This is a genomic window from Amycolatopsis sp. NPDC049691, from assembly GCF_040675005.1.
Lineage (GTDB): Bacteria > Actinomycetota > Actinomycetes > Mycobacteriales > Pseudonocardiaceae > Amycolatopsis.
On the sequence record NZ_JBFANX010000024.1, the window covers coordinates 34853 to 60906 of the forward strand.

A 26054-nucleotide genomic window follows, 5' to 3' on the forward strand; every position below is an offset into this window, starting at 1 on the left:
CGTTCAGGGGGACGACGATGCGAGTGGTCGCGGGGCGGTACGCGATCTCGGCCGAGCTGGGCCGGGGCGGCATGGGCGTCGTCTGGCGCGCCGAGGACACGGTGCTCGGGCGGCCGGTCGCGCTCAAGGAGCTGGCGACGCCGCCGGGCACGAGCCTCGAGCGGGTCATGCGCGAGGCGCGCACGGCCGGGCGGCTCAACGACCCCGCCGTCGTCACGGTGTACGACGTCGTCAGCGAGCACGGCGCCACGTTCATCGTCATGGAGCTGGTCGTCGCGCCGACGCTGGCGGACGTCATCGACCGCGAAGGGCCGCTCGACAACCGCCGCGTCGCCGCGCTCGGCCTGCAGGTGCTCGGCGCGCTGGCGAGCGCGCACGCGGCGGGCATCGTGCACCGGGACGTCAAGCCCAGCAACATCATGGTGCTGCCCGGTGACCGCGTGAAGCTCGCCGACTTCGGCATCGCGCGGGCGCTGGACGACCCGTCGCTGACGCAGACCGGCGGCGTCATGGGCTCGCCCGGCTACATGGCACCCGAGCTGTTCGCCGGGGCCGGCCCGTCGCCGGCGGCCGACCTCTGGTCGCTCGGCGCGACGCTCTTCCACGCCGCCGAAGGCCGCGCGCCCTTCCAGCGCACGACGACGGCCGCGACCCTGCACGCGATCATGTACGACCAGCCGGTGCTGGAGCGCACCCGTGGCCCGCTCGCCGACGCCGTCCGCGGGCTGCTCACCCAGTCCACTTCGGACCGGCTGACCGCGCCGGAACTGCGGCGGCTACTGGAAACCGCGCGCACCGGCGTGCCGGCCCCGCCGTCGCGGACCGCGTGGCTCGCCGCGCCGGCACCAGCCACAGTGGACGGTCTGCCGACGAAGAAGCGCCGCCTGCCGCTGGTCCTGACCGGGGTGGCGGTCGCGGTGATCGCCGCGCTCGGCGCGATCTTCCTCCTCAAGCCGGACCGCACCACGCCCGTGCCCGTCGCCGGTCCCGCTTCGACGTCCGCGACGCCGACCACCACTCCGAAGCACAGCACCAAGAAACCCACGCCGTCCACGACTTCGGCCACTTCGCCGTCGTCGACCGCGGCCAAGCCGCACCCGGCCGAAGTGCCGCTGATCCGCTACCACCAAGCCGACGGCGGCCACTTCAGCGGGACGAAGAAGGTCTCCCCGCCGGCCGGCTTCACCAAGGAAGGCGTGTTCGGTTCCCTGGTCGAGAAGGCCGAGCCGGGCACGCGGAAGCTGTTCGCCTGCAAGGTGAAGGACCAGAAGGACTGGTTCACGTCGACCGACCAGAGCGGCAAGTGCGAGGGCCAGCAGGCGCTGGGCCTGCTCGGCAACATCTACGCGAACCCGCCGTCCTGGGCGGGCGCCCGCGCGATCTACCGCTGCAACGCGGGCGCGAGCCACTTCGACTCGCTCGACGCCGGCTGCGAGGGCAAGACCAAGGAGTTCCTGATGGGTTACGTCATCGTCTGAAGCACTTCGGCGACCAGCTCCGGCCGCGTGACGAACGGGTGGTGCGCGACGGGTAGCTCGACGACGTCGGTCGCGCGCGCGGCCTGCTTGCGTTGCGTCTCCGGCAGTGTCGCGCGGTCGTCGGCGCAGACGATGTAGGTGGACGGGACCTTCCGCCACGCCGCCTGCGTCACGGGCTGGCCGAAGACGGCTTCGTTCTGCGGCGTGAGCCGGGCGGCGGCACCGGCGTAGGTGGCGTCGTCGAAATCCTGGGCGAACAGCGGCCGCACGAACCCCTCCCGGACGCTTGCGGTGCCGTCGCCGTGGGTGACGTGCCACGGGGGCGGCTCGCTGCCGCCGAAGCCCGCGAGGGCCTCGCCGGCGTCCGGCAGGAACGACGTCACGTAGCCGAGCCGGCGGACCGCGGGGTGGTTGCCCGCTTGTGTGATCACCATCCCGCCGTACGAATGTCCGACGAGCAGAGCGGGCTCGTCGGAGGCGTCGAGCAGCGCGCGGACGGCCTCGGCGTCGTCGTGGAGATCGCCGCGCGGCGCACGCTCGCAGCTCGGCAGCACGACCGCTGAGCTGCGCAAACCGCGGCCGGCGAGGAGGTCCGCCGTCGGCCGCCACCACCAGGCGCCGTCGCGGACGAAGGCACCGTGGACGAAGACGATTCGCATGGTGACAACCTGACAGAACCCACCCGGTCGAGTGACACAGTTCGCGGCGGGCGGACGAGGACTGGACAAACCGGAGGGCGAACACGAAGCTTTCGCGTGTTCTTCCGTGCCCGGCCGAGTCAGAGGTCGTAACAGTGAATGCTGCCTGGGAAGCCGTCTCCCGCGTCGCCGACGAACCCGCCTGGTACTGGGTGTACGACAAGCTGGCGTTCTGGCCGAGCACCTACGCCCACGCCTGGCCGGGCTTCCGCGAGCCGGTGCCGTCGCGGACCTGGGACCTCTCGCCGGGCGACCTGGACCGCGCGTCGGCCGAGTTCCGCCTCGGCCCGTACGCCGTCGAGGAGCACCAGGTCGCGGCCATCGCGCTGGCGGCGTTCCGCGAGGTCTGCGGCCCGGACGACTGGCTGTGGGCGCTGCACTGGCAGCACCAGTCCTACCGCGTCCGCCCGCACCTGATGACCGAGGGCGCGCGCTGGCCGGTGCCGGTGTTCCCGCGCGCGGACTACCACCTGTTCCTCGCGTCGGACTTCTCCTTCGGCACGCTCGGCCACCCGTGGGAGCGCACGCTCTGCGTGTTCGGCGACAAGCTCGTCGCGGCGTTCGAAAAACACGGCGAAGGCGTCCTGACGAACGTGCTGCGCCGCGACGGGAAGCCGTCCGCGCTGGCCCGCTGAGCTCGCGGTTGATCTCTTGCTACCGTTCTGCGGGTGTTCGAGTATCACGGCTGGGTGACCATCCAGGCGACCGCGAGCGGCGACGACGACGCGGCGCTCCTGGAGCGCCTGGTCGACCGCGTGCACCGCGCGATCCGCGACGCGGGTGACTTCGACCTGGTCGACCTCCGCTGGAGCGCGGGCATGCCGATGCTCCACTTCGGCGGCTTCGACAAGCACGGCGGCCGCCTGGGCCCGGAACTGCTCGAGCTGTTCACGAGGGTCGGCGAACTGGCGGCGGGTTCGTACGGCCTGCTGCACGTGTGGGACGACCAGGACCCCGAGCACGACAACGAGTTCCGCGTGTACCGCATGGCCAGGGGCCAGGTGACGGAACGCGAAGACCCGCACCTGACCCCGGTCGCCCCGACGGTCCTGGACATCTACGAGCTGTAGTCGCCTGCCCCTGCGCGCGCCCGGTTGTCCACAACCACCCGCGGATGTGGACAACACCGCCCGGGTCCCGCTCACCGCGCCGTTTTCGTCCGCCCCCGCCGATACGCTGGAAGCGGGGCCGGCCCCCAGGGAGGGCGGGGGCTGCCTACGCGCGGGGGTTGCCTACGCGCGGGGGTTGTCCCCACAATGGCCTCGCCCTCGGCGCGCTCTACCTGGTCACCTCCACCTTCACGCTCGCCAAGTGCGTCCGCGACAGACAGGAGGAGACCTCCGTGGTCTCCCGCGTCGACCAGGCCCGGCTCGACAAGCTCCTCGCCGAGCACGACCCGTTCAAAGCCCCGGCGATGTAAGGGACTGCCGAGCATCACCCGAACAGGTGGCATTCAAGGAGCGACGACACTCACTGAGGACCGCGCCGTGGGGGCTCCGGGGGCTCGGCCCCCGGGTGAAATGGCGAGAGGGCTGTGTCGGCGCTTTCTGCCGACACAGCCCTCTCGCACTCGAGCGGATGACGGGATTCGAACCCGCGACCCTCACCTTGGCAAGGTGATGCGCTACCAGCTGCGCTACATCCGCACTGCGTTGCTGTTGAAGAGCACTCTATACCAAGCGAAAACTGCTCCGATGAGCGGGTCCCCCCGTGCCCTGACCCGGTGCTTCGGTGTCACAGCTGGCGTACAAGGGGTGACGACGGCTGAATCCCTCCGTATGGTGTCCCCATTCGACCGAATGGGGAGACCTTCGGGGAGGAGGTGCCGGGCCGGATGACCGAGCTGGGCACGGTGCCGCCACCAGCGGCCTCGGAATCCGACGAGCAGGCACTGCTGCAACGACTGCGAAACGGCGAGGACGCCGCCTTCGGGGAGCTGTTCGAGCTGCACGCCGCCGCCGTCCGCCGGCTCGCCCAGAGCCTGGCCGCCGACCGGTCCGAGGCCGAGGACATCACCGCGGAGACGTTCTTCCGCGTCCTGCAGGCCCTCCGCCGGGGCGCCGGCCCCCGGGACTACGTCCGCGCCTACCTCCTGACCGTCGCCCGCCGCGTTTCCTGGGAGTGGCACGGTGCCCGCCGGGACGTCCCCGTTTCCGACGACGAGCTGACCTTCCGCGCCGGTGCGGGTGCCGACACGCACGCCCGCACGGCCGAGCACACGCTGATCACGACGGCGTTCACCAGCCTGCCCGAGCGCTGGCGGACCGTCCTGTGGCAGACCGAGGTCGAGGGCGAGCAGCCCGCCATGGTCGCCACCCACTTCGGGCTGAGCGCGAACGCCACCGCGGCGCTGGCCCGCCGCGCCCGTCAGGGCCTGCGCGCGGCGTACTTGCAGGCACACCTTTCGGTGAACCGCGGGCCCGATTCGTGCCGGGCGGTCGTCGAGAAGCTCGGCGGGTTCACCGCGGGCAGCGTCACCGGCGCCGAGGCCGAGCGGATCAAGGCGCACCTGCACGGCTGCTCGTCGTGCCGCGCGACCCAGGACGAGCTGCGCGACGTCTGCTCGTCGCTGCGCGCGCACGCCGGGGTGCTGGTGCTGCTGGTGCCGGCCGCGGGTGCCGCCGCGAGCGGCGGCGGCGTGCTGGCCGGGCTCGGCACGACGATCAAGGGCGTGCTGGTCGGCTCCAAGGTCAAGATCGGGCTCGCGCTGGCGTCCACCGCGGCCGTGGGTGCCGTCGGCGTCGCCGCCGGCCCGGTGCTGTTCGGGTCGACGCCGGTGCAGGACGTCGGCCTCACCGGCGGTGCGCCCGAGCTGGTCGTGGTGCCACCCGCGGAGTCGCACCACCAGCCGCCCCCGCAGCCGCAGCAGGACCCCCGGATCGGCATCGGCGTGCTCAACGGCCGCGGCACCGGGGTCGCCGTCCCGGCGCGGCAACGCGGCGGCACCAAGCAGATCGCGGCGAACGAGGTGTCGACCGTGCCGGCGGCCGACGTCCCGGTCGGTGACGTGGGCGGCGCCCCGCAGCCGGGCACGAACGGCGAGACCCCGCGCGACGACCTGACGTCCTCCACGTTCAGCGCGCCCGACCACTCGTCGACGTCGCCGCGGCTCGATTCCACGAGCACGGAGATGACGAAGACCTCCGACGAGACCTCGCCGGAGAGCGCCGACGCGCCCGAGCTGTCGCCGTCCGGCCGGCCGGGGACCACCACGACGACCGCCCCGACCAAGCCGGCGCCGACCGAAGGTGACTCGGGCACCACCGAGCCGTCGACGACGGTGACGCCGACCTCCGGGAAGCCGTGCCCGAGCAGCGTCACCGAATCGGGCGAACCGGCGGATTCGACCCCGACCGCCGCTGAACAGCAGTGATCAACTTCGCCGGGTGGGATGTCCGTTTCTTCCCTCGCGCGGCCGAGCCCGGGCACGGTACCGTTGTGGTGCTCACCCTGCGGGCGCCCCGGGAGGCAACTGAATGAACCGGCTGGTACGCGGCGAAGACGGCCGCGACTGGGTGGTCCGTGCCCAGATGGAATGGCGCGCACCGGCGACGGCCGACGACTTCGAGCACGACGTCGCGGGCAGCTACGGCCCCGGCATCGCGATGATCGTGGTGACCGCCCTGCTGGCCGTGATCCTGGTCGTCTGGACGCCGAACGAGGTCAACATCCCCGCGTGGGTGCTGCTGGCGCTCCTGCTGGTGGTGCTGTTCTTCCCGCTGCGGTGGATCCTGCGCCGCCCGTGGACCGTGGTCGCGGAGACCGACGGCGACCACGACCGGCCGTCCGAACGCTGGGTCGGCACGATCCGCGGCATGTTCACCGTGCAGGGCGAGGTCAAGAAGATCTCCAAGACGATCCAGCGGCACTCTCTGCCCGATTTCGACGGGCCGCTGCACCCGGTCGAGTAGCCGGTACCGGAATTCGGCCGAAGGGGTGAAACTGGGGACATGCCCGAACTGCCCGAGGTCGAAGCGCTGGCGCACCACCTGCGCGAGAACGCGGTCGGCCAGACGATCTTCCGCATCGATGTCGCATCCCTGAGCGTCCTGAAGACGGCGACCCCGCCGTGGACGGACCTGCACGGCCGGGAGATCACCGGCGCGACCCGCCACGGCAAGCACCTCGACGTCATCGCCGGCGACCTGCACCTGGTCGTCCACCTGGCCCGCGCGGGCTGGCTGCGCTGGTCGGACGGCCTGGCGGCGGCGCCGCTCAAGCCGGGCAAGGGCCCGATCTCGCTGCGCGTGCACCTCGAGTCCGCCACCGGTCCCGGCTTCGACCTCACCGAGGCGGGCACGAAGAAGGGCCTCGCGGTGTGGATCGTGAAGGACCCGCAGGAGATCGCGAGTGTCGCGCGCCTCGGCCCGGACGCGCTGTCGCTGGACGCCGCCCAGCTGCGGGAGCTGTTCGCCGGCAAGAACACGCGGCTGAAGTGGGCGCTCACCGACCAGTCGCTGATCGCCGGCATCGGCAACGCCTACTCCGACGAGATCATGCACCGCGCGAAGCTCTCCCCGTACGCGACGATCGGCAAGCTCGACGACGGCGCGCTGGAGACCCTCGCCGAGGCGATCGTCGAGATCGAGTCCGACGCCGTCCAGCGCTCGGTGGGCCAGAAGGCGGCGCGCCTGAAGGGCGAGAAGCGCTCGGGCCTGCGCGTCCACGCGCGCACCGGCCTGCCGTGCCCGGTCTGCGGCGACACGATCCGCGAGATCTCGTTCGCGGACAAGTCGTTCCAGTACTGCCCGACCTGCCAGACGGGCGGCAAACCGCTGGCCGACCGCCGGATGTCGCGGCTGCTGAAATAGCAGATTCGCCCGTTCGGCCGCACGTGCTGCGCCGGGCGTCACCGGCCGCCCGGCCGACGGCGGGGAAACCGGGCTCTGCCTGCCGCTTTAGCGAGATCGGGTGGAACATGCCGGGCCCGTCGCGTGTTGCGGACAGTGACCGTGAAGGCCCGGTTCCGACTCTCGGTAGGGTCCCTTCAACCCTCGGTCATCACAGTTGGACAGAAAGTGGGAACAGGCCTTGCACCCGGTTGGTCGAGCGCAGAGCATGGACGCCGTGTCCGGGTTTCCGCTTGCGCAGATCGTTCCGTGGGGTCTGGCGGTGCTGCTCGGCATCGCGGTGATCGTGCTGCTCGTGAAGCAGCGCAAGCCGGCCAGCGTGGTGGAGGACGCCATGCTCCAGGCCGTCCACCGGATGTCGAAGGCCGCCCCGAACCTCCGCTCCGGGCTGGACGAGGACGCCGCCGACAAGATCACCACCCAGCTGCTGCAGATGCTCGACTGCGTCGCCGTCGGCATCACCGACAGCGAAGGCACGCTGCTGTCGTGGGACGGCGAGGCGAACGAGCACTACGTCGACCTCGTCGACGCGATCGGCGCGGCCATCCGCAAGCACCGCCGCGAGGTCGTCGCGCACGACCGGATGCCGTGCAACCACCGCGGCACCTGCCGGATGAAGACCGCCGTCATCGTGCCGCTGCTGGTCGAGGGCGAGACCGAGGCGGCGCTGATCGTCGTCGGCCGCACCCGCGGGCGGCTGGTGCAGATGGCCGACGCCGTCGCCCAGTTCGTCTGCACCCAGTTCGAGCTCGCGCGGCTCGACGAGTCCAAGCACCAGCTGCAGCAGGCCGAGATCAAGGCGCTGCGCGCGCAGATCTCGCCGCACTTCGTCTACAACGCGCTCAACACGATCTCCGCGCTGATCCGCACGGACCCCGAAGAGGCGCGAGAGCTGCTTCAGGACTTCGCCGACTTCACGCGCTACTCGTTCCGGACGTCGGGCATGTTCACCTCGCTGGCCGAGGAGCTGCGCAACATCGACCGCTACCTGACCATCGAGAACGCCCGCTTCGGCGGCCGGCTCGAGGTGCGGATGAAGATCGCGCCCGAGGTGCTCAGCGTCGTCGTGCCGTTCCTGATCATCCAGCCGCTCGTGGAGAACGCGGTCAAGCACGGCCTGGCCAGCAAGCCCAGCGGCGGCTGCGTCACGGTGATCGCCCAGGACCACGGCACCGAGGCGCTGATCAGCGTCGAGGACGACGGCATCGGCATGGACCCGCGGCGGCTGCGGGACGTCAAGAACGCGCACAGCACCGGCGCGCACGTCGGGCTCGGCAACATCAGCCAGCGCATGCAGCAGGTCTTCGGCAGTGACTACGCGGTGATGGTCGAGACCGCGCCCGGCGCCGGCATGAAGGTGACGCTGCGGGTGCCGAAGTTCGTCCCGGGCGTCCGGCCGAACATGCCGGACTACAGCGCCGACGCGGACGCCGAGGTCCCGGCCCAGGGCGGCCCGGCCCAGCTGAACGGCGCCGAGGTGAACGGCGTCAACGGCACACGCTCCGGCATCCTCCCCATGGGCTAAATCCCGCTAGCCTGGCCCTATGAGCGTTACGGACAAGCTGGCTTCGCGGATCCCGGTGCTCGCCGACCGGGTCGAGCGCAAGGACGTCGTGGCCGTGGTGAAGCTGCACGGCGTGATCACGCCGTCGCCGTCGCCGCTGGGCCGGGGCGCGATCAACCTGGCCGCCGTCGAGTCGGCCCTGACCAGGGCGTTCGGCCACGACCGGCTGAAGGCGGTCGCGCTGCTGATCAACTCGCCGGGCGGCGCGCCGACGCAGTCCGGGCTGGTCGCCGAGCGGATCCGGCAGCTGGCCGACGAGAAGGGCGTGCCGGTGCTGGCGTTCTGCGAGGACGTCGCCGCGTCGGGCGGGTACTGGCTGGCCTGCGCGGCCGACGAGATCTACGCGCACCGCACGTCGATGGTCGGCTCGATCGGCGTGATCAGCGGCGGCTTCGGCTTCACGGGGCTCTTGGAGCGCTTCGGCATCGAGCGCCGCCTGCACACGGCGGGCGCGAACAAGTCGCGGCTCGACCCGTTCTCGCCGGAGAAGCCCGAGGACGTCGAGTGGCTGAAGAAGATGCACGCCCAGCTCCACGAGCTGTTCGTGAACTGGGTGAAGGAACGCCGCGGTGGTCGCCTCGCCGACACCGAGGACCTGTTTACCGGCGACGTCTGGCTCGGCGCGAAGGCGGTCGAGCTGGGGCTGGTCGACGGCCTGGGCAGCCTCCGCCAGATCGTCACCGACCGCTTCCCGGACGCGGAGATCTCGGTGGCGGAGCCGAAGAAGGCCCTGCTGGCCCGCCTCGGCATCGGTGCCCCGGCCGCGGCGTCGGCGGTGCTGGAAGCGGTGACGCAGAAGGCGGCCTGGTCCCGCTTCGGTCTCTGAACCCGGTGTCCGGTTTGAGTACTTGCGGGCAGACTTTGTGACCTGGATCACTCAAGCCGGGTAACGCCTCTGGAGTTGTGAAGGGCCATCGGTTCTCCTGGTGACGGGCTTTGTTGTGAACGGCAACAAATCCGGTCGACAAGGAGGTCGTCCCCGATGCCCCACTCCCGAAGACTCGCCCTCGGTGCCGTCGTCGGCGCCGCGCTCATCACCGTGCCCCTCACCCTGACCGCCGAAGCGTCCATCCCGCCGCCGGAGTCCGGCTGGACCACCGTCTTCGCCGACGACTTCACCGGCGGCTCCGGCTCGTTGCCCTCGAGCGCGAACTGGATCATCGACACCGGGCACAGCTACCCCGGCGGTCCCGCCAGCTGGGGCACCGGCGAGATCCAGAACTACACGGCGAGCACCAGCAACCTCTCGCAGGACGGTGCCGGCAACCTCCGCATCACGCCGTTGCGCGACGGCGCGGGCAACTGGACGTCGGCGCGGATCGAGACCCAGCGCACCGACTTCAAGCCACCCGCCGGCGGCGTCATGCGGATCGAAAGCCGGATCCAGATGCCGAACGTCACCGGCGCCGCGGCGCTCGGCTACTGGCCCGCGTTCTGGGCCCTCGGCGGTCCCTACCGCGGCAACTGGTGGAACTGGCCCGCCATCGGCGAGTTCGACATCATGGAGAACGTCAACGGGATCAACTCGGTCTGGGGCGTCCTGCACTGCGGCGTCAACCCCGGCGGCCCGTGCAACGAGACCACCGGCCTGCCCGCCAACCGCGCGTGCCCGGGCAGCAGCTGCCAGTCGGCCTTCCACACCTACCGCTTCGAGTGGGACGCGAGCACCAGCCCGCAGGTGTTCCGCTGGTTCGTCGACGGCCAGCAGTTCCACTCGGTGAGCCAGAACCAGGTCGACGCCACGACCTGGGCGAACATGACGACCCACCAGGGTTACTTCGTGCTGCTGAACGTGGCCATCGGCGGCGCGTTCCCCAACAACAACTCCGGCACCACGACGCCGGGGCCGGGGATCGTGCCCGGCCGCCCGATGGTCGTCGACTACGTCACCGTCACCACTCGGGGTGGGAGCGGGGGCGGCACGACGACCCCGCCGACCACGACCACGCCGCCCAGCGGCGGCGGCAGCGCGTACAGCACCATCCAGGCCGAGTCGTTCGGCCAGCAGTCCGGCGTGCTCACCGAAGCCACCACGGACTCCGGCGGCGGCCAGGACATCGGCGCGATCGCCAACGGCGACTGGGCGCTCTACCCGAACATCGACTTCGGGAGCAGCGCGGCGACGAACTTCCAGGCCAGGGTCGCGTCCGGGGCGGCGTCCGGCGTGAGCGGGCTCGTCGAAGTGCGGCTCGACAGCCGGTCCAACGCGCCGATCGGCAGCTTCGCGGTGGGCAACACCGGCGGCTGGCAGAGCTGGCGGACCGTCCCGGCCAACATCAGCGCCGTCACCGGCGTGCACAACGTGTACCTGACGTTCACGAGCGGCCAGCCCGCCGATTTCGTGAACCTCAACTGGTTCACGTTCGTGCATTGAGACGAGGGACCCGCGGCCCCGGCCGCGGGTCCCCTACTTCAGGCAGACGGGGGCTGGACATTGCACTCGGCAATGGGCAGGATGCGTTTCACTGTGAGTGCTCACGATGACACCCGGAAGCTCGTGGTCCTGGCCGTGGACGACGAGCCGAACGGTCTTGACGAACTCGTCCACTGCCTGCGCAACAGCCCGCACGTGGCGAAGGTGTTCCCCGCGATCGACGCGTCCGAGGCGCTGCGGTTGCTGTCCACCGACGACCCGAGGCTACGCGAACGCAAGGACCGCGGCCTGCCGATCGTCGACGCCGTCTTCGCCGACATCGACATGCCCGGCCTGTCCGGCATGGAGATGTCGCGGGTGTTCGCCGCGCTGCGGCCGTCGCCGGCGCTGGTGTTCGTCACCGGCCACGCCGAGGAGGCGGTCAACGCCTTCGACCTCGGCGCGCTGGACTACGTGCTCAAGCCGTACCAGCAGGACCGCCTCGACCGCGCGATCTCGCGCGTGATCGACAAGCTGGCCTCCGCCGCCGCGCCCCCGCCCGGCGCCATGGGCGGCGAGCCCGGCGTGAAGAACGACGACGAGGTCATCCCCGTCGAGCTGGCCGGCACCACCAAGCTCATCCCGCGCTCCTCGGTCCGCTGGGTCGAGGCGCAGGGCGACTACGCGCGGCTGTTCACCACCGAAGGCAGCCACCTGGTCCGCATCCCGCTGGCCCAGCTCGAAGAACGCTGGGAGAAGGCCGGGTTCGTCCGGATCCACCGGTCGTTCCTGGTCGCGCTGCCGCTCATCACCGAGCTGCGCATGGGCCAGGGCGGCTACCAGGTCGTGATCGGCAACGAGGAGAAGGTGCTGCCGGTCAGCAGGCGGCACACGCGCGCGCTGAAGGACCGGCTGGTCGGTTCGGGCCGGAACGGCTGAGCCGGGACCGGTCATGACCGACGACTTCTACGAGCGCCGCGCGAACGGCGTGCGAGAGCCCGATCCGACGCTCGGCAGGCGCGTCCGCCAGCAGCGGCCGCTGCCGCAGCCGACGGACCGCGCCGTCGTCGAATCGCTGCCGCCCGCCCCGGAGAACGAGCCGCCGAAGCCGGAGCACCACGCGAAACCCAAGCGGGAGCGGGTGATCCTCGCCGATCCCCGCCGCGGCGCCGGCACCCTGCGCGCCCGCGTCGAACTGGAAGAGCAGACCAGCTGGGGGAAGCTGCTCGTCAAGGACCACCTGGTGAAGGTCCAGCTGCGGACGGCGCTGCTGCTGGCCGGGCTCGTCGTCGTCGTATTCGGGTCGCTGCCGGTGCTGTTCTACCTGGTGCCCGGGTTCTCCCGGCTGAGCGTGGTCGGCATCCCGGTGGCCTGGCTGATCCTCGGCGTGCTGCCGTTCCCGTTCCTGTTCGGGGTGGGCATCTGGTACAACCGGCTGGCCGAACGCAACGAACGCGCGTTCGTGGACATGATCGAAAACTAGTTTCCGCACGAGTCGTGCGAGGATTCCCCCGTGCAGCTGAACCCGTGGGCCTTGACCGGCATAGTGCTGGTCGCCGTGGTGACGTTCTTCCTCGGTCACCGCTCTTCGCGTTCGGCCACGAGCACGCACGACTTCCTGGTCGCCCGGCGGACCGTCCGGTCGCGCCGCAACGCCGCCGCGATCTCCGGTGAGTACCTGTCCGCGGCGTCGTTCCTCGGCATCGCGGGGATCGTGCTCAAGGACGGCGCCGACGCCCTGTGGTTCCCGATCGGCTTCACCGCGGGCTACCTCGCGCTGATGCTCTTCGTCGCGGCGCCGCTGCGCCGCTCCGGCGCGTACACGCTGCCCGACTTCGTCGAAATGCGGCTCGGCTCGAAGGGGCTCCGCCGGTTCTCCACCGGGTTCGTCGTGTTCATCGGGATCCTCTACATGGTCCCGCAGCTGCAGGCCGCCGGCCTGACGCTGGCGACGATCCTCCCGGTGCCGGTGTGGGCGGGCGCGGTCGCGGTGATGGTCCTGGTGGCGTTCAACGTGATCGCCGGCGGCATGCGCGCCATCACCGTCGTCCAGGCCTTCCAGTACTGGCTCAAGCTGTTCGCGATCGCGGTCCCCGCGTTCGTGCTGTGCATGGTCTTCTTCGCCGGCGGCGGCCCGGACGGCTTCCGCCCGCTCGGCGCGGCCGCGCCGCCGGTGTTCCCCACCGACACCACAGTGGACGTCCAAACCGACGTCACGCTCACCGTCCGCGCCGACACCTACCTCTGGGCCTACGGCCGCACCGACAACGGCCCGGCCGCCGGGCCGACGCACTGGACCCCGCTGGCCCCGCACCAGGTTTCCGAGGGCACGAAGCTGAAGTTCCTGGCCGGCACCCCGGTGCCGGTGGTCAGCGATTCGGTCGCGGAGAACGCGAACTGGCTGCACCCGGCGTCGGGCAGCCTCACCGACCTGCTCCAGACGTACTCGCTGATGTTCGCGACGTTCCTGGGCACGATGGGCCTGCCGCACGTCCTGGTCCGCTTCTACACCAACCCCGACGGCAAGGCCGCGCGCCGCACCACCGTGCACGTCCTGCTGCTGCTGGGCCTGTTCTACCTCTTCCCGACGCTGCTGGGCGCGCTGTCCCGGATGTACGTCCCGGAACTGCTGGTCACCGGCAAGACGGACGCGGCGATCCTGCGGTTGCCCTTGGCGATGCTGCCCGGCGTCGGCGGCCAGATCCTCGGCGCGGTCACCGCGGCCGGCGCGTTCGCCGCGTTCCTCTCCAGCACGTCGGGGCTGCTGGTGAGCGTCGCCGGCGTCGTCTCGACCGACCTGCTGCCCGGCCGCGTCCGCGACTTCCGCGTCGCGACCGGGCTGGTCGCGCTGTTCCCGATCGGGCTGGCGGTCGCCCTGCGGCCGGAGGACATCTCGCTGTCGATCGGGCTGACGTTCGCGCTCGCGGCGTCGACGTTCAGCCCGTTGCTGGTGCTGGGCATCTGGTGGCGCAAGCTGTCCTGGCCGGGTGCGCTGGCCGGGATGTTCGTCGGCGGCGGGCTCGTGCTGGCCGCGCTCGTGGTCAACGTCGTGAGCGGCTACACCGGCGGCTGGGCGCCGTGGTTCGTCAACCAGCCGGCGCTGATCACCGTGCCGGTCGCGTTCGTGACGACGTACTTCGTCAGCCGCGTGACCGGCTACGGGCGCCCGGACCACGTGCACGACATCATGCTGCGGCTGCACGCACCCGATCCGCTCGGTTTCATGCGGGACCGGGCGGTCGCGCGATTCGGACAAGCCGAAGAAAAGACCCGAATCGCCGGTCGGGGTCGGCACCGCAAGTAATGCGTTGACAGTCAGTAAGAAAGTATTACCCGATCGAGGGATTACGAACTACACAGTCGACCCATACGTTCCGTTGGTTTCTACCAGTACGACCAGTACGAAAAAACGGGAAGGTGGAGATCCGCTGTGAGCAGCACCGAACACGACGTCGGTGGCGCGGAGCCGCAGACCGACTGGGAGAGCATCCAGGGGAGTCCCGAATTCACGGACCTGCGCCGCCGGTTGCGGGTGTTCGTGTTCCCGATGACCGCGCTGTTCCTGCTCTGGTACCTGCTGTACGTGCTCCTCGCCGACTACGCGCACGGGTTCATGAGCACCAAGCTCTTCGGCAACATCACCGTCGGCCTGGTCTTCGGTCTCCTGCAGTTCGTTTCGACTTTCGTCATCACCGGGCTTTACGTGCGCTACGCGAACCGGAAGCTCGATCCGGTCGCCGACGGAATCCGCGCCAGGATCGAAGGGGAGCCGGTCGAATGACGCTCGCGGCGGGTGTGGAGGGCAGCAACTCCACCCTCAACATCATCATCTTCCTGGTCTTCGTCGCGATCACGCTGGTGATCGTGTTCCGGGCCAGCCGCAACACGAAGACGGCGTCGGACTACTACGCCGCCGGCCGCGCGTTCACCGGGCCGCAGAACGGCATCGCGATTTCCGGTGACTACCTTTCCGCGGCGTCGTTCCTCGGCATCGCGGGCGCGATCGCCATCAACGGCTACGACGGCTTCCTCTATTCGATCGGCTTCCTGGTGGCGTGGCTCGTCGCGCTGCTGCTGGTCGCGGAACTGCTGCGCAACACCGGCAAGTTCACGATGGGCGACGTGCTGGCGTTCCGGATGAAGCAGACGCCGGTGCGCGCGGCGGCCGCGATTTCCACGCTGGCCGTGTCCTTCTTCTACCTGCTCGCGCAGATGGCGGGCGCCGGTGGCCTGGTCAACCTGCTGCTCGGCATCTCGGGCGAGGCGGGGCAGGACATCGTGATCGCCGTCGTCGGCGTGATCATGATCCTGTACGTCCTCATCGGCGGGATGAAGGGCACCACCTGGGTGCAGATCATCAAGGCCGCGCTGCTGATCGTCGGCGCGTTCGCGATGACGCTGTGGGTGCTCGGCAAGTACGGCTTCAACCTGTCCGACCTGTTCCAGGCCGCCGTCGACAAGGGCGGCAAGGGCGGCGCGGCGCTGCTCGACCCGGGCAAGCAGTACGGCAAGACGGGCACGACGAAGCTGGACTTCCTGTCGCTCGGCATCGCGCTGGTGCTCGGCACGGCCGGCCTCCCGCACGTCCTGATGCGCTTCTACACGGTGCCGACCGCGCGCGACGCGCGTCGCTCGGTGGTCTGGGCGATCGTGCTGATCGGCGTGTTCTACCTGTTCACGCTCGTGCTGGGCTACGGCGCGGGTGCGATCGTCGGGCCGGACAAGATCTCGAAGGCCCCGGGCACGACGAACTCGGCGGCCCCGCTGCTGGCGTTGGAACTGGGCGGCCCGGTGCTGCTCGGGTTCATCTCCGCGGTCGCGTTCGCGACGATCCTCGCGGTGGTCGCCGGCCTGACGATCACGGCGTCGGCGTCGTTCGCGCACGACGTCTACGCGAACGTGATCAAGAAGGGCCAGATCTCGACCGGCGGCGAGGTCCGGGTCGCCCGGATCACCGCGCTGGTGATCGGCGCGCTGGCCATCGCGGGCGGCATCCTGGCGAAGTCCCAGAACGTGGCGTTCCTGGTGGCGCTGGCGTTCGCCGTGGCCGCGTCGGCGAACCTGCCGACGATTCTGTATTCGCTGTTCTGGAAGCGGTTCAACACCCAGGGCGCGCTGTGGTCGATCTACGGTGGCCTGCTCGTCACGATCGTGCTGATCGTCTTTTCGCCGGCGGTCTCCGGCAAGCCGGTGGACGCCAAGACGGGCAAGAGCGCGTCGATGATCCAGGGCGTCGACTTCCACTGGTTCCCGCTCGACAACCCGGGTCTCGTCTCGATCCCGGCCGCGTTCCTGCTCGGCTGGCTCGGCACGGTCCTGTCGAAGGAGCGGAACACGGCGAAGTACGCGGAGATGGAGGTGCGCGCGCTGACCGGCGCGGGTGCCGAGAAAGCTGTTACGCACTGACCGCTGTGCGGGGGCGTTGACCTCACGCGCGGGCAACGCCCCCGCATGGCAGCATGGAGATCGTGGTGAGCCCTGCTGAACTGCCGACCGCCGAGGTCCGCGACCTGCCCAAGGACGGCCTCGTGCTGCTCGACGTCCGCGAAGACGACGAGTGGGCCGCCGGCCACGCGCCCGGCGCCGTGCACATCCCGATGGGCGAGCTGCCCGCCCGCGTCGGTGAGCTGGCCGATCTGCCGGACGACCAGCCGATCCACGTGATCTGCCGCAGCGGCGGCCGGTCCGCGCGGGCGACCGCGTGGCTCAACCAGAGCGGCTGGGACGCGGTGAACGTCGCCGGCGGCATGGGCGCGTGGCAGCGCGAAGGCCGGCCGATGGTCGGCGAGCACCCCGGCATCGATCCCGAAGTGATCTAGCCTTGCAGCCGCCTCCGCCTGGGTACTGGCCACGTCAGGTGCCGCCGCCTTCGGCGCAGCAGCTGCAGGGCCGGACGCTGGCCGCCCAGCCGGAGCCGTACCCGTACCACCGCCGTCCGACGTACCGGCCGAAGCTGCGCTGGGTGGCGACCCCGCCGCCGGGCGCGTGGCCGCGCCGCCGCGTGACGCCGCCCGAGCGGTACTACGGGCCGCCGTCGTACCCGGTGCCGCCGCGCTGGGGCTTCCCGAACCTGGTCTGGCGCCGCCCGACGTCGGTGCCCGGCACGGCGTCCGACGGCGTCCGCCCGATCGACCGGATGCCGGTGCTCAGCCGCAGCCTGGTCGGCATCCTGTTCGCGTTCGCCGTCCTCGCCGCGGTCGCCGCCGGCGCGGAGATCTGGCGGTACGTGCTGCTCGTCGAGGGCCGCGAATCGGCGCTGAACCGCTCGGTGGTGGCGTTCTCCGACGGCTTCGTGCTCACCGCCGGCCTGCTGGCCTCGATCCTGGCGCTGCTGCCCGCCGGGCTGTCGCTCTGGTGGCTGCTGGTCGCCCGCCGCGCGGCGGCGGACGTCTCGGGCGACGACCCGCCGCGGCCGGTGTGGCAGGTGCTCGTCGGCATCCTCGTGCCGGTGGCGAACCTGCCGATGGCGCTGTCCATCGCCGGCGAGCTGGAGCACGCGGTGCTGAACCGCCCCCGCGACGTCCGGCCGAAGCCGTCGCGGCAGCTGCTCGTGTGGTGGGGCGCCTGGCTGCTGAACTGGGTGCTGCTGGGCGTGACGATCGCTTGGCGCTTCCGCGACGACGTCCAGTCGATGGCCGACAGCGTCGTCCTCGTCGCACTGACCGACCTGGCCGCGGCCTTCCTGGCCGTGATGACCGCCCTGGTCGTGCGGCGGTTCTCGGCTCTGCTCGCGCCGTCGGACGCGCGGGCCGTGCGCTCGATGCGCGTGCTGAAGGTGACGGACGCCCCGGAGCCCGAGCTGCGCCGGGCGCGGCCCGCCGGCGCGGCGCGCTAGTACCCGCCCAGTACCGGTTCGAGCCGGTCGAAGGCCGCTTCCGCGGCCGGCCACACGGCGTCGACGATCTGGTCCTTCGGCTGGTCGTCGAGGATCCGGTCGAAGACCTCTTCGAAGAGCACGCGCAACACCGTCGCGAGGTGCGCGGCGACGAGCCGCGGCTCGAGGCCGTCGTCGGGGTGCCGCCCGGTCAGCAGTTCGGTCAGGGTCGCTTCGCGCTCGCGGTGGAGTTCGTGCAGGGCGTTCGTGAGGATCGGGCTCTGCCGGATCATGCGCGCGAAGCCCTGCCCGGAGAAGCCGACCAGGGCGTGCTGGGCGTCGAGGGCTTCGAAGTAGAGCTCGCGGGTGTCGTGGAAGACGCTGTCGTGGATCAGCGTCGTGGGCCAGGCCGTGAAGTCCGCGCGGATGTCGAAGACCAGGTCTTCCTTGCGCGGGAAGTGGTTGGTCACGGTCATCTTGGCGACCCGCGCCTCGGCGGCGATCTCGGCGATCGTCACGTCCTCGAAGCCCTCGCGGATGAAGAGCTTCGTCGCGACGTCCGAGATGTTCTTCCTGGTCTCGTGCTTCTTCTGGGCCCGGAGTCCCTCGCTCATGCCGTCACTCTACTGGGTCGGACCCAACTTTGTGCTTGACCCAGTGCGTGGGTCGAACCTAATCTGAGGTCCAACCTAATCTCCTGGGGTGGATGTGACTCTGACCGCGGCTCGTCCCGACGCCGCGCTGTGGCGGCTCGGCGGCGTGCTGATCATGGGCGCGGTGCTGTCGATCCTCGACGCGACGATCGTGACCGTCGGGATCGACTCGATCGCCCGTGACCTGGGCAGCCCGGTGACGACGGTGCAGTGGGTGGCCAGCGCGTACCTGCTCGCGGCGTCGGCGGCGATCCCGCTGTCGGGCTGGCTGACCGACCGCTTCGGCGGCCGCGCGGTGTGGCTGACGGCGGTGGCGATCTTCACGGCGGGCACGCTGCTGTGCGGCTTCGCCTGGTCGGCACCGGCGCTGATCGCGTTCCGGGTACTGCACGGCCTGGGCGGCGGCCTGATGCAGCCGGTCGGCCAGGCGGTGTTCGCCCAGGCGGCGGGTCCGGCGCTGGGGCGGATGATCGGCGTGGTCACGCTGCCGGCGACGGTGGCCCCGGTCCTGGGCCCGCTGCTGGGCGGGGCCTTGGTGGCGGACTTCGGCTGGCGCTGGATGTTCTTCGGCGTGGTCCCGCTGGGAGTGGCGACGTTCGTGGTCGCGCGTTCGGTGCTCCCGGCCTCTTCGCCGTCCGAGGCGCGTTCACCGTTGGACGTCCGCGGGATCCTGCTGCTGTCGCCCGGTCTTGCGGCGTTCGTCTACGGCTTGGCCTCGAACGTGGTCGTCGCTTGGGTGACGGGTGCCGTGCTGCTGCTGGCGTACGGCGTCCACGCGGCCCGGGCGCCGGCGCCGGTGCTCGACCTGACGTTGTTCCGGGACAAGGGTTTCCGGGTGGCTTCGGTGAGCACGTTCCTGCTGGGGGCGTCGCTGTACAGCTCGATGCTGTTGCTGCCGCTGTACTACGAGCAGGTGGCGCACGCGAGCCCGTGGGAGGCGGGGCTGCTGCTGGCACCCCAGGCCATCGGCTCGGCCGCGGTCCTCCTGGCGGGCGGCCGTCTCCTGGCCCGCTTCGGTCCCCGCCGGATGATGCTGGCCGGCATCGGCTTGTCCCTGCTGGGCACGGTGGCGTTCACCCAGCTCGGTTCGGCGCCGAGCGGAGTGGTGCTGACGTTGTCGCTCCTGATCCGCGGCGCCGGCCTGGGCGCGGCAACCGCACCGGGCATGACCACGCTGTACGGCTCGCTGGAGCGGTCCCGCATCCCGCGGGCGGCGAGCGCGTTCAACGTGATCAACCGCGTCGGCGGCTCGCTGGGCACGGCACTGCTGGCGGCGATCCTCCACAGCGCGGCTTCTCCGCTTTCGACAGCGTTCGCGACAACGTTCACGTGGTCCTTGGCGCTGTCGGCGCTCACTCTGGTTCCCGCAGCGTTCTTCCCCTCGAGGAGTCCCCGATGACCTACCGCCTCTTGAGCGTCCACGCCCATCCGGACGACGAGTCCAGCAAGGGCGCGGCAACCCTGGCCCGCTACGCGGCCGAGGGCGTCGACGTCCTGGTAGCGACCTGCACCGGCGGCGAGCGCGGCGACATCCTCAACCCGGCGGTGGACACCCCGGAGAACCGCGCCGACCTCCCGGCGATCCGCCGCCGCGAGATGGCCGCGGCAGCCGAGATCCTGGGCATCCGCCAGCGTTTCCTGGGCATGACCGACTCCGGCCTGCCCGCCGACGGCGCACCGTTGCCGGACGGCTGCTTCGCGGCCCTCCCGCTGACCGTGGCCGCGGAGCCGCTGGTGGCAGTGATCCGCGAGTTCCGCCCCCACGTGGTGATCACGTACGACGAAACAGGCGGCTACCCCCATCCGGACCACATCCGAACCCACGAGGTGACGCTGGAGGCGTTCAAAGCCGCCGCCGACCCGTCCCGCTACCCCGGCACCGGCGCCCCTTGGCAACCACAGAAGCTGTACTACCAAGCGGCATTGAGCCGAGCGTGGTTCCAAGCCCTCCACGACGCAACTCTGGCGGCCGGCCTGGAGTCCGCAATGGCCGAAGTCCTGGCGGAGTTCCCCACGGACCCACCATTCCCGGTGACGACCAAGATCCGCTGCGAGCAGTACTTCGCCACGCGCGACAGGGCTCTCCTGGCCCACCAAACCGAGGTCGACCCAGCCCACCCGTTTTTCACCCACTCCCGCGAGATAGAGCGCGAAGCCTGGCCCCACGAGGATTACTACCTGGCCCACCCAACCCCAGGCGCCGACCTCGAAGACGACCTGTTCACGGGAGTAACGCCATGACCGCAAACCCCGGCCAGCCGCCTTGGCGGAGTCTCAGCGGGCGGTTCGCAGCCGGACGGGTCCAGCGCACCAACGGCACCCCGTCTCGACCAGCGAACTCCAGCCCCGGCTGTCGCCTGCCCCAGGCGAGGCCAGCCCCGCAGACCGCGGCTCATCCCGTGACCCGAAGCTCCCACGCGAACTTCGACCGCCCCGGCGGAGTCTCGACCAACCGCACCCGGCAGCTCCTCCGCGAGCGAACTGAACGGCCGCGCTCCCGCCCACCCGTCAGTCGCCCGGTCCCGCAGCCCAGGCGAGCCCGGCCCCGCGGACCGCGGCTCACCCCGTGACCCGAAGCTCCCTCAGCCCCCGAATCACGAACTCCGGCCGCCGCGGCGGAGTCCCGACCAACCGCAACTCCGGCAACTTCTCCACCAAAGCACTCAAAGCGGCAGCGATCTCCACCCGAGCGAGAGGAGCCCCCACGCAATAGTGAATCCCCAGCCCGAACCCCAGGTGCGCGTTAGGCGTCCGCCCGATGTCAAGCCGATCCGGCTCGTCGAACACCTTCGGGTCCCGCGCCGCCGCCCCCAGCAGCGCGCCGATCTTCTGCCCCCGCGAAACCTCGAATCCGCAAATCGACACGTCCTCCGTCGCCGTCCGCTCGAACAGCTGCAGCGGCGCGTCGAACCGGATCAGCTCCTCGACGCACGAATCCAGCAAGGAAGGAGTCGCCACCAGCCGTTCCCACTGATCCCGGTGCGTCAGCAGCGCCGTGATGCCGTTGCCGAGCACGTTGACCGTCGCCTCGTGGCCCGCCATCAGCAGCAGCACCGCTGTCGCGACCAGCTCGTCCGGCGTCAGCTCGCTGCGCAGCAGGTCGCTGATGATGTCGTCACCCGGCGAGGTAGCACGGTCCGAAGCAACCGTCCGGACGTACGCGACGAACTCCGCGGCCGCCCGCTCGGCGGCGTCGCGGCCCTCCTCGGACAGGCCGTACTCGTACATCTTCACGATCGCGTTCGACAGCTCGACCATCCGCGGCCCGTCCGTGCCGGGAACGCCCAGCAGCTCCGCGATCACCGCGACCGGCAACGGCTGGGCCAGGTGCTCCAGGAGGTCCGCGCTGCCGTCGGCGGCGATCGCGGCCGCCAGGTCGTCAACCATTCGGGTGGCGAGTGTCCCGACCATGGGACGCAACCGCTGCACGTGGCCGCGGCCGAACGCGCCCGCGATCAGCCGGCGGAGCCGCGTGTGCGCCGGTGGCTCGTTCTCCAGCAGGGAATTGCGGTGCAGCAGGTTGAACGACGCGAACCGCTCGAGCGGCTGCGCGTCCTGCCAGATCCGGCCGAGGCCGCGGTGGCGCAGCACCGCCGACGCCGCGGCGTGCGACACCGCCACGGCCAGGCCGAGGCCCTCGTGAAAATGGACGTCGCCCTGCTCGCGCAGTGCGGCGAACGCCGGGTACGGGTCTTCCAGGAACGCGGGATCGCGGGGGTCGAACACGTCGCGAGACTAACCCTTCGATAGCGTTCCAAGCCGAGCCAGAGGAGGCAGCAGTGGGCAAGGGCGCGCGCAAGAAGGGTCCCAAGCAGGCGTCGGACCGCAAGCCGAAGGTGCGCGACGTCTTCGTCGGCCAGCCGTTCGAGGGGCTGGCGGCGGAGCCCGAGCTGATCGCGCTGCGCGAGTTCGTACCGTCCGCGACGGCGAAGCTGACCCTCGCCGACGGCGGCGACGTCACCCTCGGCACCGTCCTGCCGATGGCCGCGGCCGCGTTCGTCCGCTCCGACGGCGAGCGCTACCTCGGCCTCCAGGTGCAGACGCGCTCGTCCGACATCAGCCGTGACCTCGGCCGCTCGCTGAAGTGGCTGCTGGACGCCAAGGAGGGCGACGTCCTCGGGGTGCCGGACACGACGACCCCGCCGTCCGCCGACGAACACGCCCGCCTCCAGGACCTGCTGACCCCGGGCGCCGAGCTCGACGTCACCCTGCACAAGGACTTCGCCTGGTGGCTGCCGGAGGACGCGGACGCCACCGGTGACGTCGCGGTCTCCCTCGAGCGCGCGAACGCCGCGATCATGCCGACCGAACGGCTCGGCTCGGGCGCCTACTGGGTCCTCGCCGGAGAGAAGGCGCACCTGCGCTGGGTCCGCCCGGAGCCGGAGAACCTGCTGCTCCAGGCCCTGGCCCGGCTGTCCGCGGCCGGCGAGCTCAGCCTCGGCGAGGGCTCGCGTTACGCGGGCTCGTTTCGCGCGCACGGCCTCCTGGTCCCGGTGTGGGACCTCGACGCCGAGGCCCACGCCCGCGAGTGGGCGGAGGCGAAGGAAGCCCTCGGCACCCGCCTCGAGACGGCGCTGAAGTCCCTCGACACCGAGCCGCTGAACGCGGCAGAGCGCCGAGCCCGCGACGGCCTCATCGGCCGCCAGCTCACCCTGCGCTGACCCGAGCAACGACGACCCGCCGCCGGGCCCCGCTCGACGGCGGGTCGATCAACCTCGCCACGCCGGGCCCCAGCCGCGAGCGCCCACCCGGCGGCAATCACCGGTCGCACCGACGGTGGCCACCGGGCGGTAGAGGGCTCGCCGTGCCCAGCCAGCACCCCGGCAGCCGCGCCGCCAAATCTCAGTCGGCCACCCGGAGGCCGGCCGTCGAGCGGCCGCCTGCCGCCGCCGAGCCGGCGAACCCAGCGACCGGCCGTCGAGCGGCAGCCGACCATCCCCACCGGCGCCCCGCTCGCCGCGACCGCGAGGCCCGTCGAAAACTTTCGTCGGAAAGCGCCGGACCGCCGGTCCGTCCCGGTGACCGGAAACCGGCTCGATGAGCGTTCAACCAGGCCTTATGTGGCGCACGAGACACCGCCGCCGGAACGTCGTGGTGGGACGATTCTCCGCGTGATACTCCACATCTGCGGGGCGGCCGACTGGGCCGAAGTGGGCGAAGGCGGCGAATACCGGCCGTCGTCACTGGGGGATGTCGGGTTCGTGCACTGCTCCGACTTCGGCACCGTGCACCTGGCCGCCAACATCCGCTTCCGGGGCCGTACCGATCTGGTGCTGCTCGAAATCGATCCGGCCAAGCTCGACGTGCCCGTCCGGTGGGAAGACGGCGAGCCGCCGCATCCCGAGGGGATCTGGTTCCCGCACGTCTACGGTCCGATCTCGCACTCCGCCGTCGTCGGGGTGCATCCGTTCACCGAAAGCGCGGACGGCGGCTTCCGGCTGCCGGACGCGCTCGCCCGCCGCTGAGGTGGGCAACTCATCACCCGCCCGCACGTCTCCGAAATCGGGCGGGAACGCGGGCAACCTGAGGGGGCTGTGATGCGTGTTGGGGAGGAAAGCGGCTCAACCCCGATAGGAGGCGATACGGTGACCGCTGCGGCACCCGTCTTCACCGGGGGAGATACCTGGGTGACCAGCGCAGGCCGAGGGAGGGCCGCGACGTTGCCGGGCGAGTTCACCGACTTCGGTGACTTCGTGCAGGCCACCCTGCCGGGGTTGCTGCGCTACGGCCACGCGCTCACGGGCAACCCGCACGACGCCGCGGACCTGGTCCAGACCGTGCTCGAAAAGATGGGCTCGCGTTGGACCTACGTGCGCGAAAAGACCGGTGACCCGCTCGCCTACGTGCGGCGGTCCATGGCGAACGCGCACGTCAGCCGGTGGCGGCGGACGCGGCGCGAGAACCTCGTGGCCGACCTGCCGGACACCGGCCCGCACGTGCCGGACGACCCGTTCGAGCACGAGCCGCTGTGGCGCGCGTTACGAACGCTGCCGCCGAGACAACGGGCCGTCATGGTCCTGCGTTACTACGAGGGGCTGTCCGAGGCGGAGATCGCCGGCGCCCTCGGGGTCACGCAGGGCACCGTCAAGAGCCAGGCCAGCAAGGCGATCGCGTCGCTGCGGATGAAACTCACCGCGGCCGACATCCAAGGTGAAGGGAGTGACGCGGGTTGAACATCTCCGAGGACGAGCTGGAGCAGCGCCTGCGCGCGCTCTTCGCCGACGAGCGGCTGGACTTGCCGCCACCGCCGGACGCCCGCACGGCCATCGTCGCCGGTGCGCGGCGCCGTCGCCGGCGGCGCCAGGGCGTGCTGGCCGCGGCCGGGGTCGCGGCGGCCGTCGTGGCCGTCTCGGGCGGGCTCACCATGGTGCGTCTCCACGCCGAGGACGGCACCGCGGTGATGTCCGCCGACGGCCCCTCCCTCAGCGTCAAGCCACCCGAGAACCTCACGGCCGGGCGGCAGCCCGACCCCTCGGTCCCGGGCCCGACCAGCACCCAGGACATCCACGTCTCGGCACCACCCGCTTCGCCGACGTCGAAGGCCTCACGGCCGCCGTCGGCCCACCCGTCGTCGAAGCTGCCGCCCGTGCTCAGCGGCCCGCTGCTCGACCCCGACGGCTTCGGCACCCTCAAGCTCGGGATGTCCGAGACCCAGATCGCCGCGCAGGGCATCACGCTCAGCGACGCGCAGGCCGGCGGCAGCTGCACCGTCTACACCGCCCAGGGCGGCGGCGTGCCCGCGGCCGCGACCGTCGTGGTCTCGAAGGCGCTCGGGCTCACGGTCGTCACCCCCACGCAGGCGGCGCACACCGCCGAGGGCATCGGCGCCGGGTCGACCAAGGAACAGGTGCTCGCGGCCTACCCCGGGGCGAAGGAAGAATCGGGTGGCGTCGTCGTCCCGGTCACCACCGGCGCCGACTACCACTTCCGGCTCGGCGACGCCGGGGTCGTGCAGACCAGCCTCGCGAGCGTCAACCAGGACTGCGCCGGCTGATTCGCCGGCGACATGCGGAAACCCGGGCTGTCCACAGGGGGAGAGCCCGGGTTTCCTTTTTCGAAGCGCTTACAGGGCCCCGCCGGCCACCGGCGGCATCCCCGAGTCGCGGCCGCCGTCGCCGACGGACTCGCGGTACAGGTGGTTTTCGACCTCGAACAGGTTGCCGTTCGCGCGCTTGACGACGTTCAGCAGCGTGTTCATCTGCGAGATCTCCTCGACCTGCTCCTTGAGGAACCACTGCGTGAACTGCTCGCTGATGTAGTCCTCTTCGGCGCGCGCGGCCTTGGCCATCGCGGAGATGTCGGCCGCGACTTCCTTCTCCTGCTCGAGCGCGAGCTCGATGAGCTCGGTGACGCCGGAGAAGTCGTTGCGCACTTCGCCCGTGCCGGGGATCTCGACGTGGTGGTCGCGGTCGAGCATGTACTGCACGAGCGCCATCGCGTGGTTGCGCTCCTCGACGGACTGCTTGTAGAAGTGCTTCGCCAGCTGCGGCAGGTCCTCGGCGTCGAACCACACCGCGAGCGCGATGTACTGCTGGGACGCGTTGAACTCGTTGTGGATCTGCGCCTGCAGCAGTTCGAAGAACTTCGAGCGCGGTTCTTTCTTCTTGGTGAGGGCCATGCCGACCAGAATAGATCGTTTTTGCC

At 70.8% G+C, this 26054-nt stretch carries 27 protein-coding genes and 1 tRNA gene; 23 read left to right on the plus strand and 5 right to left on the minus strand.

Translation table 11 applies throughout. From position 1 onward, the window contains the following. Positions 1–17: 17 nt before the first annotated feature. Positions 18–1478: a serine/threonine-protein kinase gene (locus AB0J40_RS38835; RefSeq protein WP_364463915.1), complete on the plus strand. Its 1461-nt coding sequence runs from the start codon at positions 18–20 to the stop codon at positions 1476–1478. Here AB0J40_RS38835 and AB0J40_RS38840 read toward each other — a convergent pair. Continuing rightward, a complete protein-coding gene (locus AB0J40_RS38840; protein ID WP_364463918.1) occupies positions 1463–2137 on the minus strand; it encodes an alpha/beta hydrolase in 675 nt (224 codons plus the stop codon). The genes AB0J40_RS38835 and AB0J40_RS38840 overlap by 16 nt on opposite strands. Before the next feature lie 134 nt (positions 2138–2271). Here AB0J40_RS38840 and AB0J40_RS38845 point away from each other — a divergent pair, with 134 nt between their 5' ends. From AB0J40_RS38845 to AB0J40_RS38855, 3 genes are all read left to right on the plus strand, one after another. Continuing rightward, positions 2272–2811 (plus strand): DUF2716 domain-containing protein, encoded by a 540-nt coding sequence (locus AB0J40_RS38845; protein ID WP_364463921.1) that lies wholly within the window; start codon positions 2272–2274, stop codon positions 2809–2811. A 33-nt stretch (positions 2812–2844) separates the two neighbouring features. Beyond that, positions 2845–3246 (plus strand): immunity 7 family protein, encoded by a 402-nt coding sequence (locus AB0J40_RS38850; protein WP_364463924.1) that lies wholly within the window; start codon positions 2845–2847, stop codon positions 3244–3246. Positions 3247–3404: 158 nt separating this feature from the next. Next, positions 3405–3596, plus strand: a complete 192-nt coding sequence (locus tag AB0J40_RS38855) for a hypothetical protein (protein WP_364463927.1) — start codon at positions 3405–3407, stop codon at positions 3594–3596. 153 nt (positions 3597–3749) lie between these two features. On the opposite strand, the gene AB0J40_RS38860 is transcribed toward AB0J40_RS38855, so the two are convergent. Beyond that, positions 3750–3822: transfer RNA gene (locus tag AB0J40_RS38860), tRNA-Gly, on the minus strand. Between the two features lie 188 nt (positions 3823–4010). Here AB0J40_RS38860 and AB0J40_RS38865 point away from each other — a divergent pair. The 13 genes from AB0J40_RS38865 (at position 4011) to AB0J40_RS38925 (ending at position 17778) form a co-directional block, all read left to right on the plus strand. Continuing rightward, a complete protein-coding gene (locus AB0J40_RS38865; protein WP_364463929.1) occupies positions 4011–5549 on the plus strand; it encodes a sigma-70 family RNA polymerase sigma factor in 1539 nt (512 codons plus the stop codon). A gap of 103 nt (positions 5550–5652) precedes the next feature. Continuing rightward, positions 5653–6087 carry a DUF983 domain-containing protein gene (locus tag AB0J40_RS38870; RefSeq protein ID WP_364463932.1) on the plus strand — a complete coding sequence of 145 codons (435 nt, stop codon included), beginning with the start codon at positions 5653–5655 and terminating at the stop codon, positions 6085–6087. A gap of 39 nt (positions 6088–6126) precedes the next feature. Next, positions 6127–6987: a DNA-formamidopyrimidine glycosylase family protein gene (locus AB0J40_RS38875; protein WP_364463935.1), complete on the plus strand. Its 861-nt coding sequence runs from the start codon at positions 6127–6129 to the stop codon at positions 6985–6987. A gap of 247 nt (positions 6988–7234) precedes the next feature. Next, the gene (locus AB0J40_RS38880; protein ID WP_364463938.1) at positions 7235–8551 is read left to right on the plus strand and encodes a histidine kinase; all 1317 of its coding nucleotides are present in this window, start codon (positions 7235–7237) and stop codon (positions 8549–8551) included. Between the two features lie 19 nt (positions 8552–8570). Beyond that, on the plus strand, positions 8571–9416 hold the full coding sequence (locus AB0J40_RS38885) for a S49 family peptidase (RefSeq protein WP_364463940.1): 846 nt from the start codon (positions 8571–8573) through the stop codon (positions 9414–9416). Between the two features lie 156 nt (positions 9417–9572). Next, complete coding sequence (locus AB0J40_RS38890) at positions 9573–10964, plus strand: glycoside hydrolase family 16 protein (protein ID WP_364463943.1); 1392 nt, start codon at positions 9573–9575, stop codon at positions 10962–10964. Between the two features lie 81 nt (positions 10965–11045). Then, on the plus strand, positions 11046–11882 hold the full coding sequence (locus AB0J40_RS38895; RefSeq protein ID WP_364463946.1) for a LytTR family DNA-binding domain-containing protein: 837 nt from the start codon (positions 11046–11048) through the stop codon (positions 11880–11882). A 13-nt stretch (positions 11883–11895) separates the two neighbouring features. Further along, a complete protein-coding gene (locus AB0J40_RS38900; protein ID WP_364463949.1) occupies positions 11896–12426 on the plus strand; it encodes a hypothetical protein in 531 nt (176 codons plus the stop codon). A gap of 30 nt (positions 12427–12456) precedes the next feature. Continuing rightward, complete coding sequence (locus tag AB0J40_RS38905; protein ID WP_364463952.1) at positions 12457–14247, plus strand: cation acetate symporter; 1791 nt, start codon at positions 12457–12459, stop codon at positions 14245–14247. 126 nt (positions 14248–14373) lie between these two features. After that, positions 14374–14724 carry a DUF485 domain-containing protein gene (locus tag AB0J40_RS38910; RefSeq protein WP_364463954.1) on the plus strand — a complete coding sequence of 117 codons (351 nt, stop codon included), beginning with the start codon at positions 14374–14376 and terminating at the stop codon, positions 14722–14724. After that, positions 14721–16349 (plus strand): cation acetate symporter, encoded by a 1629-nt coding sequence (locus tag AB0J40_RS38915; RefSeq protein ID WP_364463957.1) that lies wholly within the window; start codon positions 14721–14723, stop codon positions 16347–16349. The genes AB0J40_RS38910 and AB0J40_RS38915 overlap by 4 nt, the downstream gene beginning before the upstream one ends. A gap of 53 nt (positions 16350–16402) precedes the next feature. Then, a complete protein-coding gene (locus tag AB0J40_RS38920; RefSeq protein WP_364463960.1) occupies positions 16403–16762 on the plus strand; it encodes a rhodanese-like domain-containing protein in 360 nt (119 codons plus the stop codon). A gap of 2 nt (positions 16763–16764) precedes the next feature. Next, positions 16765–17778, plus strand: a complete 1014-nt coding sequence (locus AB0J40_RS38925) for a DUF4328 domain-containing protein (protein ID WP_364463962.1) — start codon at positions 16765–16767, stop codon at positions 17776–17778. Here AB0J40_RS38925 and AB0J40_RS38930 read toward each other — a convergent pair. After that, positions 17775–18371, minus strand: coding sequence for a TetR/AcrR family transcriptional regulator (locus tag AB0J40_RS38930; RefSeq protein WP_364463965.1), 597 nt, complete (start codon positions 18369–18371; stop codon positions 17775–17777). The genes AB0J40_RS38925 and AB0J40_RS38930 overlap by 4 nt on opposite strands. Positions 18372–18459: 88 nt before the next feature. On the opposite strand from AB0J40_RS38930, the gene AB0J40_RS38935 reads away from it, so the two are divergent. Together AB0J40_RS38935 and mca are read left to right on the plus strand one after the other, a co-directional pair. Next, the gene (locus AB0J40_RS38935) at positions 18460–19809 is read left to right on the plus strand and encodes a DHA2 family efflux MFS transporter permease subunit (protein WP_364463968.1); all 1350 of its coding nucleotides are present in this window, start codon (positions 18460–18462) and stop codon (positions 19807–19809) included. Continuing rightward, complete coding sequence (gene mca / locus AB0J40_RS38940) at positions 19806–20651, plus strand: mycothiol conjugate amidase Mca (protein ID WP_364463970.1); 846 nt, start codon at positions 19806–19808, stop codon at positions 20649–20651. Before AB0J40_RS38935 ends, mca begins: the two co-directional genes overlap by 4 nt. 318 nt (positions 20652–20969) lie before the next feature. Here mca and AB0J40_RS38945 read toward each other — a convergent pair whose 3' ends face one another. Next, entirely contained in the window at positions 20970–22136 is a 1167-nt protein-coding gene (locus tag AB0J40_RS38945; protein WP_364463973.1) for a cytochrome P450, read from the minus strand. Positions 22137–22189: 53 nt separating this feature from the next. On the opposite strand from AB0J40_RS38945, the gene AB0J40_RS38950 reads away from it, so the two are divergent. From AB0J40_RS38950 to AB0J40_RS38965, 4 genes are all read left to right on the plus strand, one after another. Next, on the plus strand, positions 22190–23071 hold the full coding sequence (locus tag AB0J40_RS38950) for a DUF5926 family protein (RefSeq protein WP_364463975.1): 882 nt from the start codon (positions 22190–22192) through the stop codon (positions 23069–23071). 450 nt (positions 23072–23521) lie between these two features. Then, a complete protein-coding gene (locus AB0J40_RS38955) occupies positions 23522–23875 on the plus strand; it encodes a DUF952 domain-containing protein (protein WP_364464190.1) in 354 nt (117 codons plus the stop codon). 195 nt (positions 23876–24070) lie between these two features. Beyond that, complete coding sequence (locus tag AB0J40_RS38960) at positions 24071–24583, plus strand: SigE family RNA polymerase sigma factor (RefSeq protein ID WP_364464193.1); 513 nt, start codon at positions 24071–24073, stop codon at positions 24581–24583. After that, positions 24580–25404, plus strand: a complete 825-nt coding sequence (locus AB0J40_RS38965; protein WP_364463978.1) for a hypothetical protein — start codon at positions 24580–24582, stop codon at positions 25402–25404. The genes AB0J40_RS38960 and AB0J40_RS38965 overlap by 4 nt, the downstream gene beginning before the upstream one ends. A gap of 69 nt (positions 25405–25473) precedes the next feature. On the opposite strand, the gene AB0J40_RS38970 is transcribed toward AB0J40_RS38965, so the two are convergent. Then, positions 25474–26028, minus strand: a complete 555-nt coding sequence (locus AB0J40_RS38970; protein ID WP_364463981.1) for a ferritin — start codon at positions 26026–26028, stop codon at positions 25474–25476. Between the last annotated feature and the right edge of the window lie 26 nt (positions 26029–26054).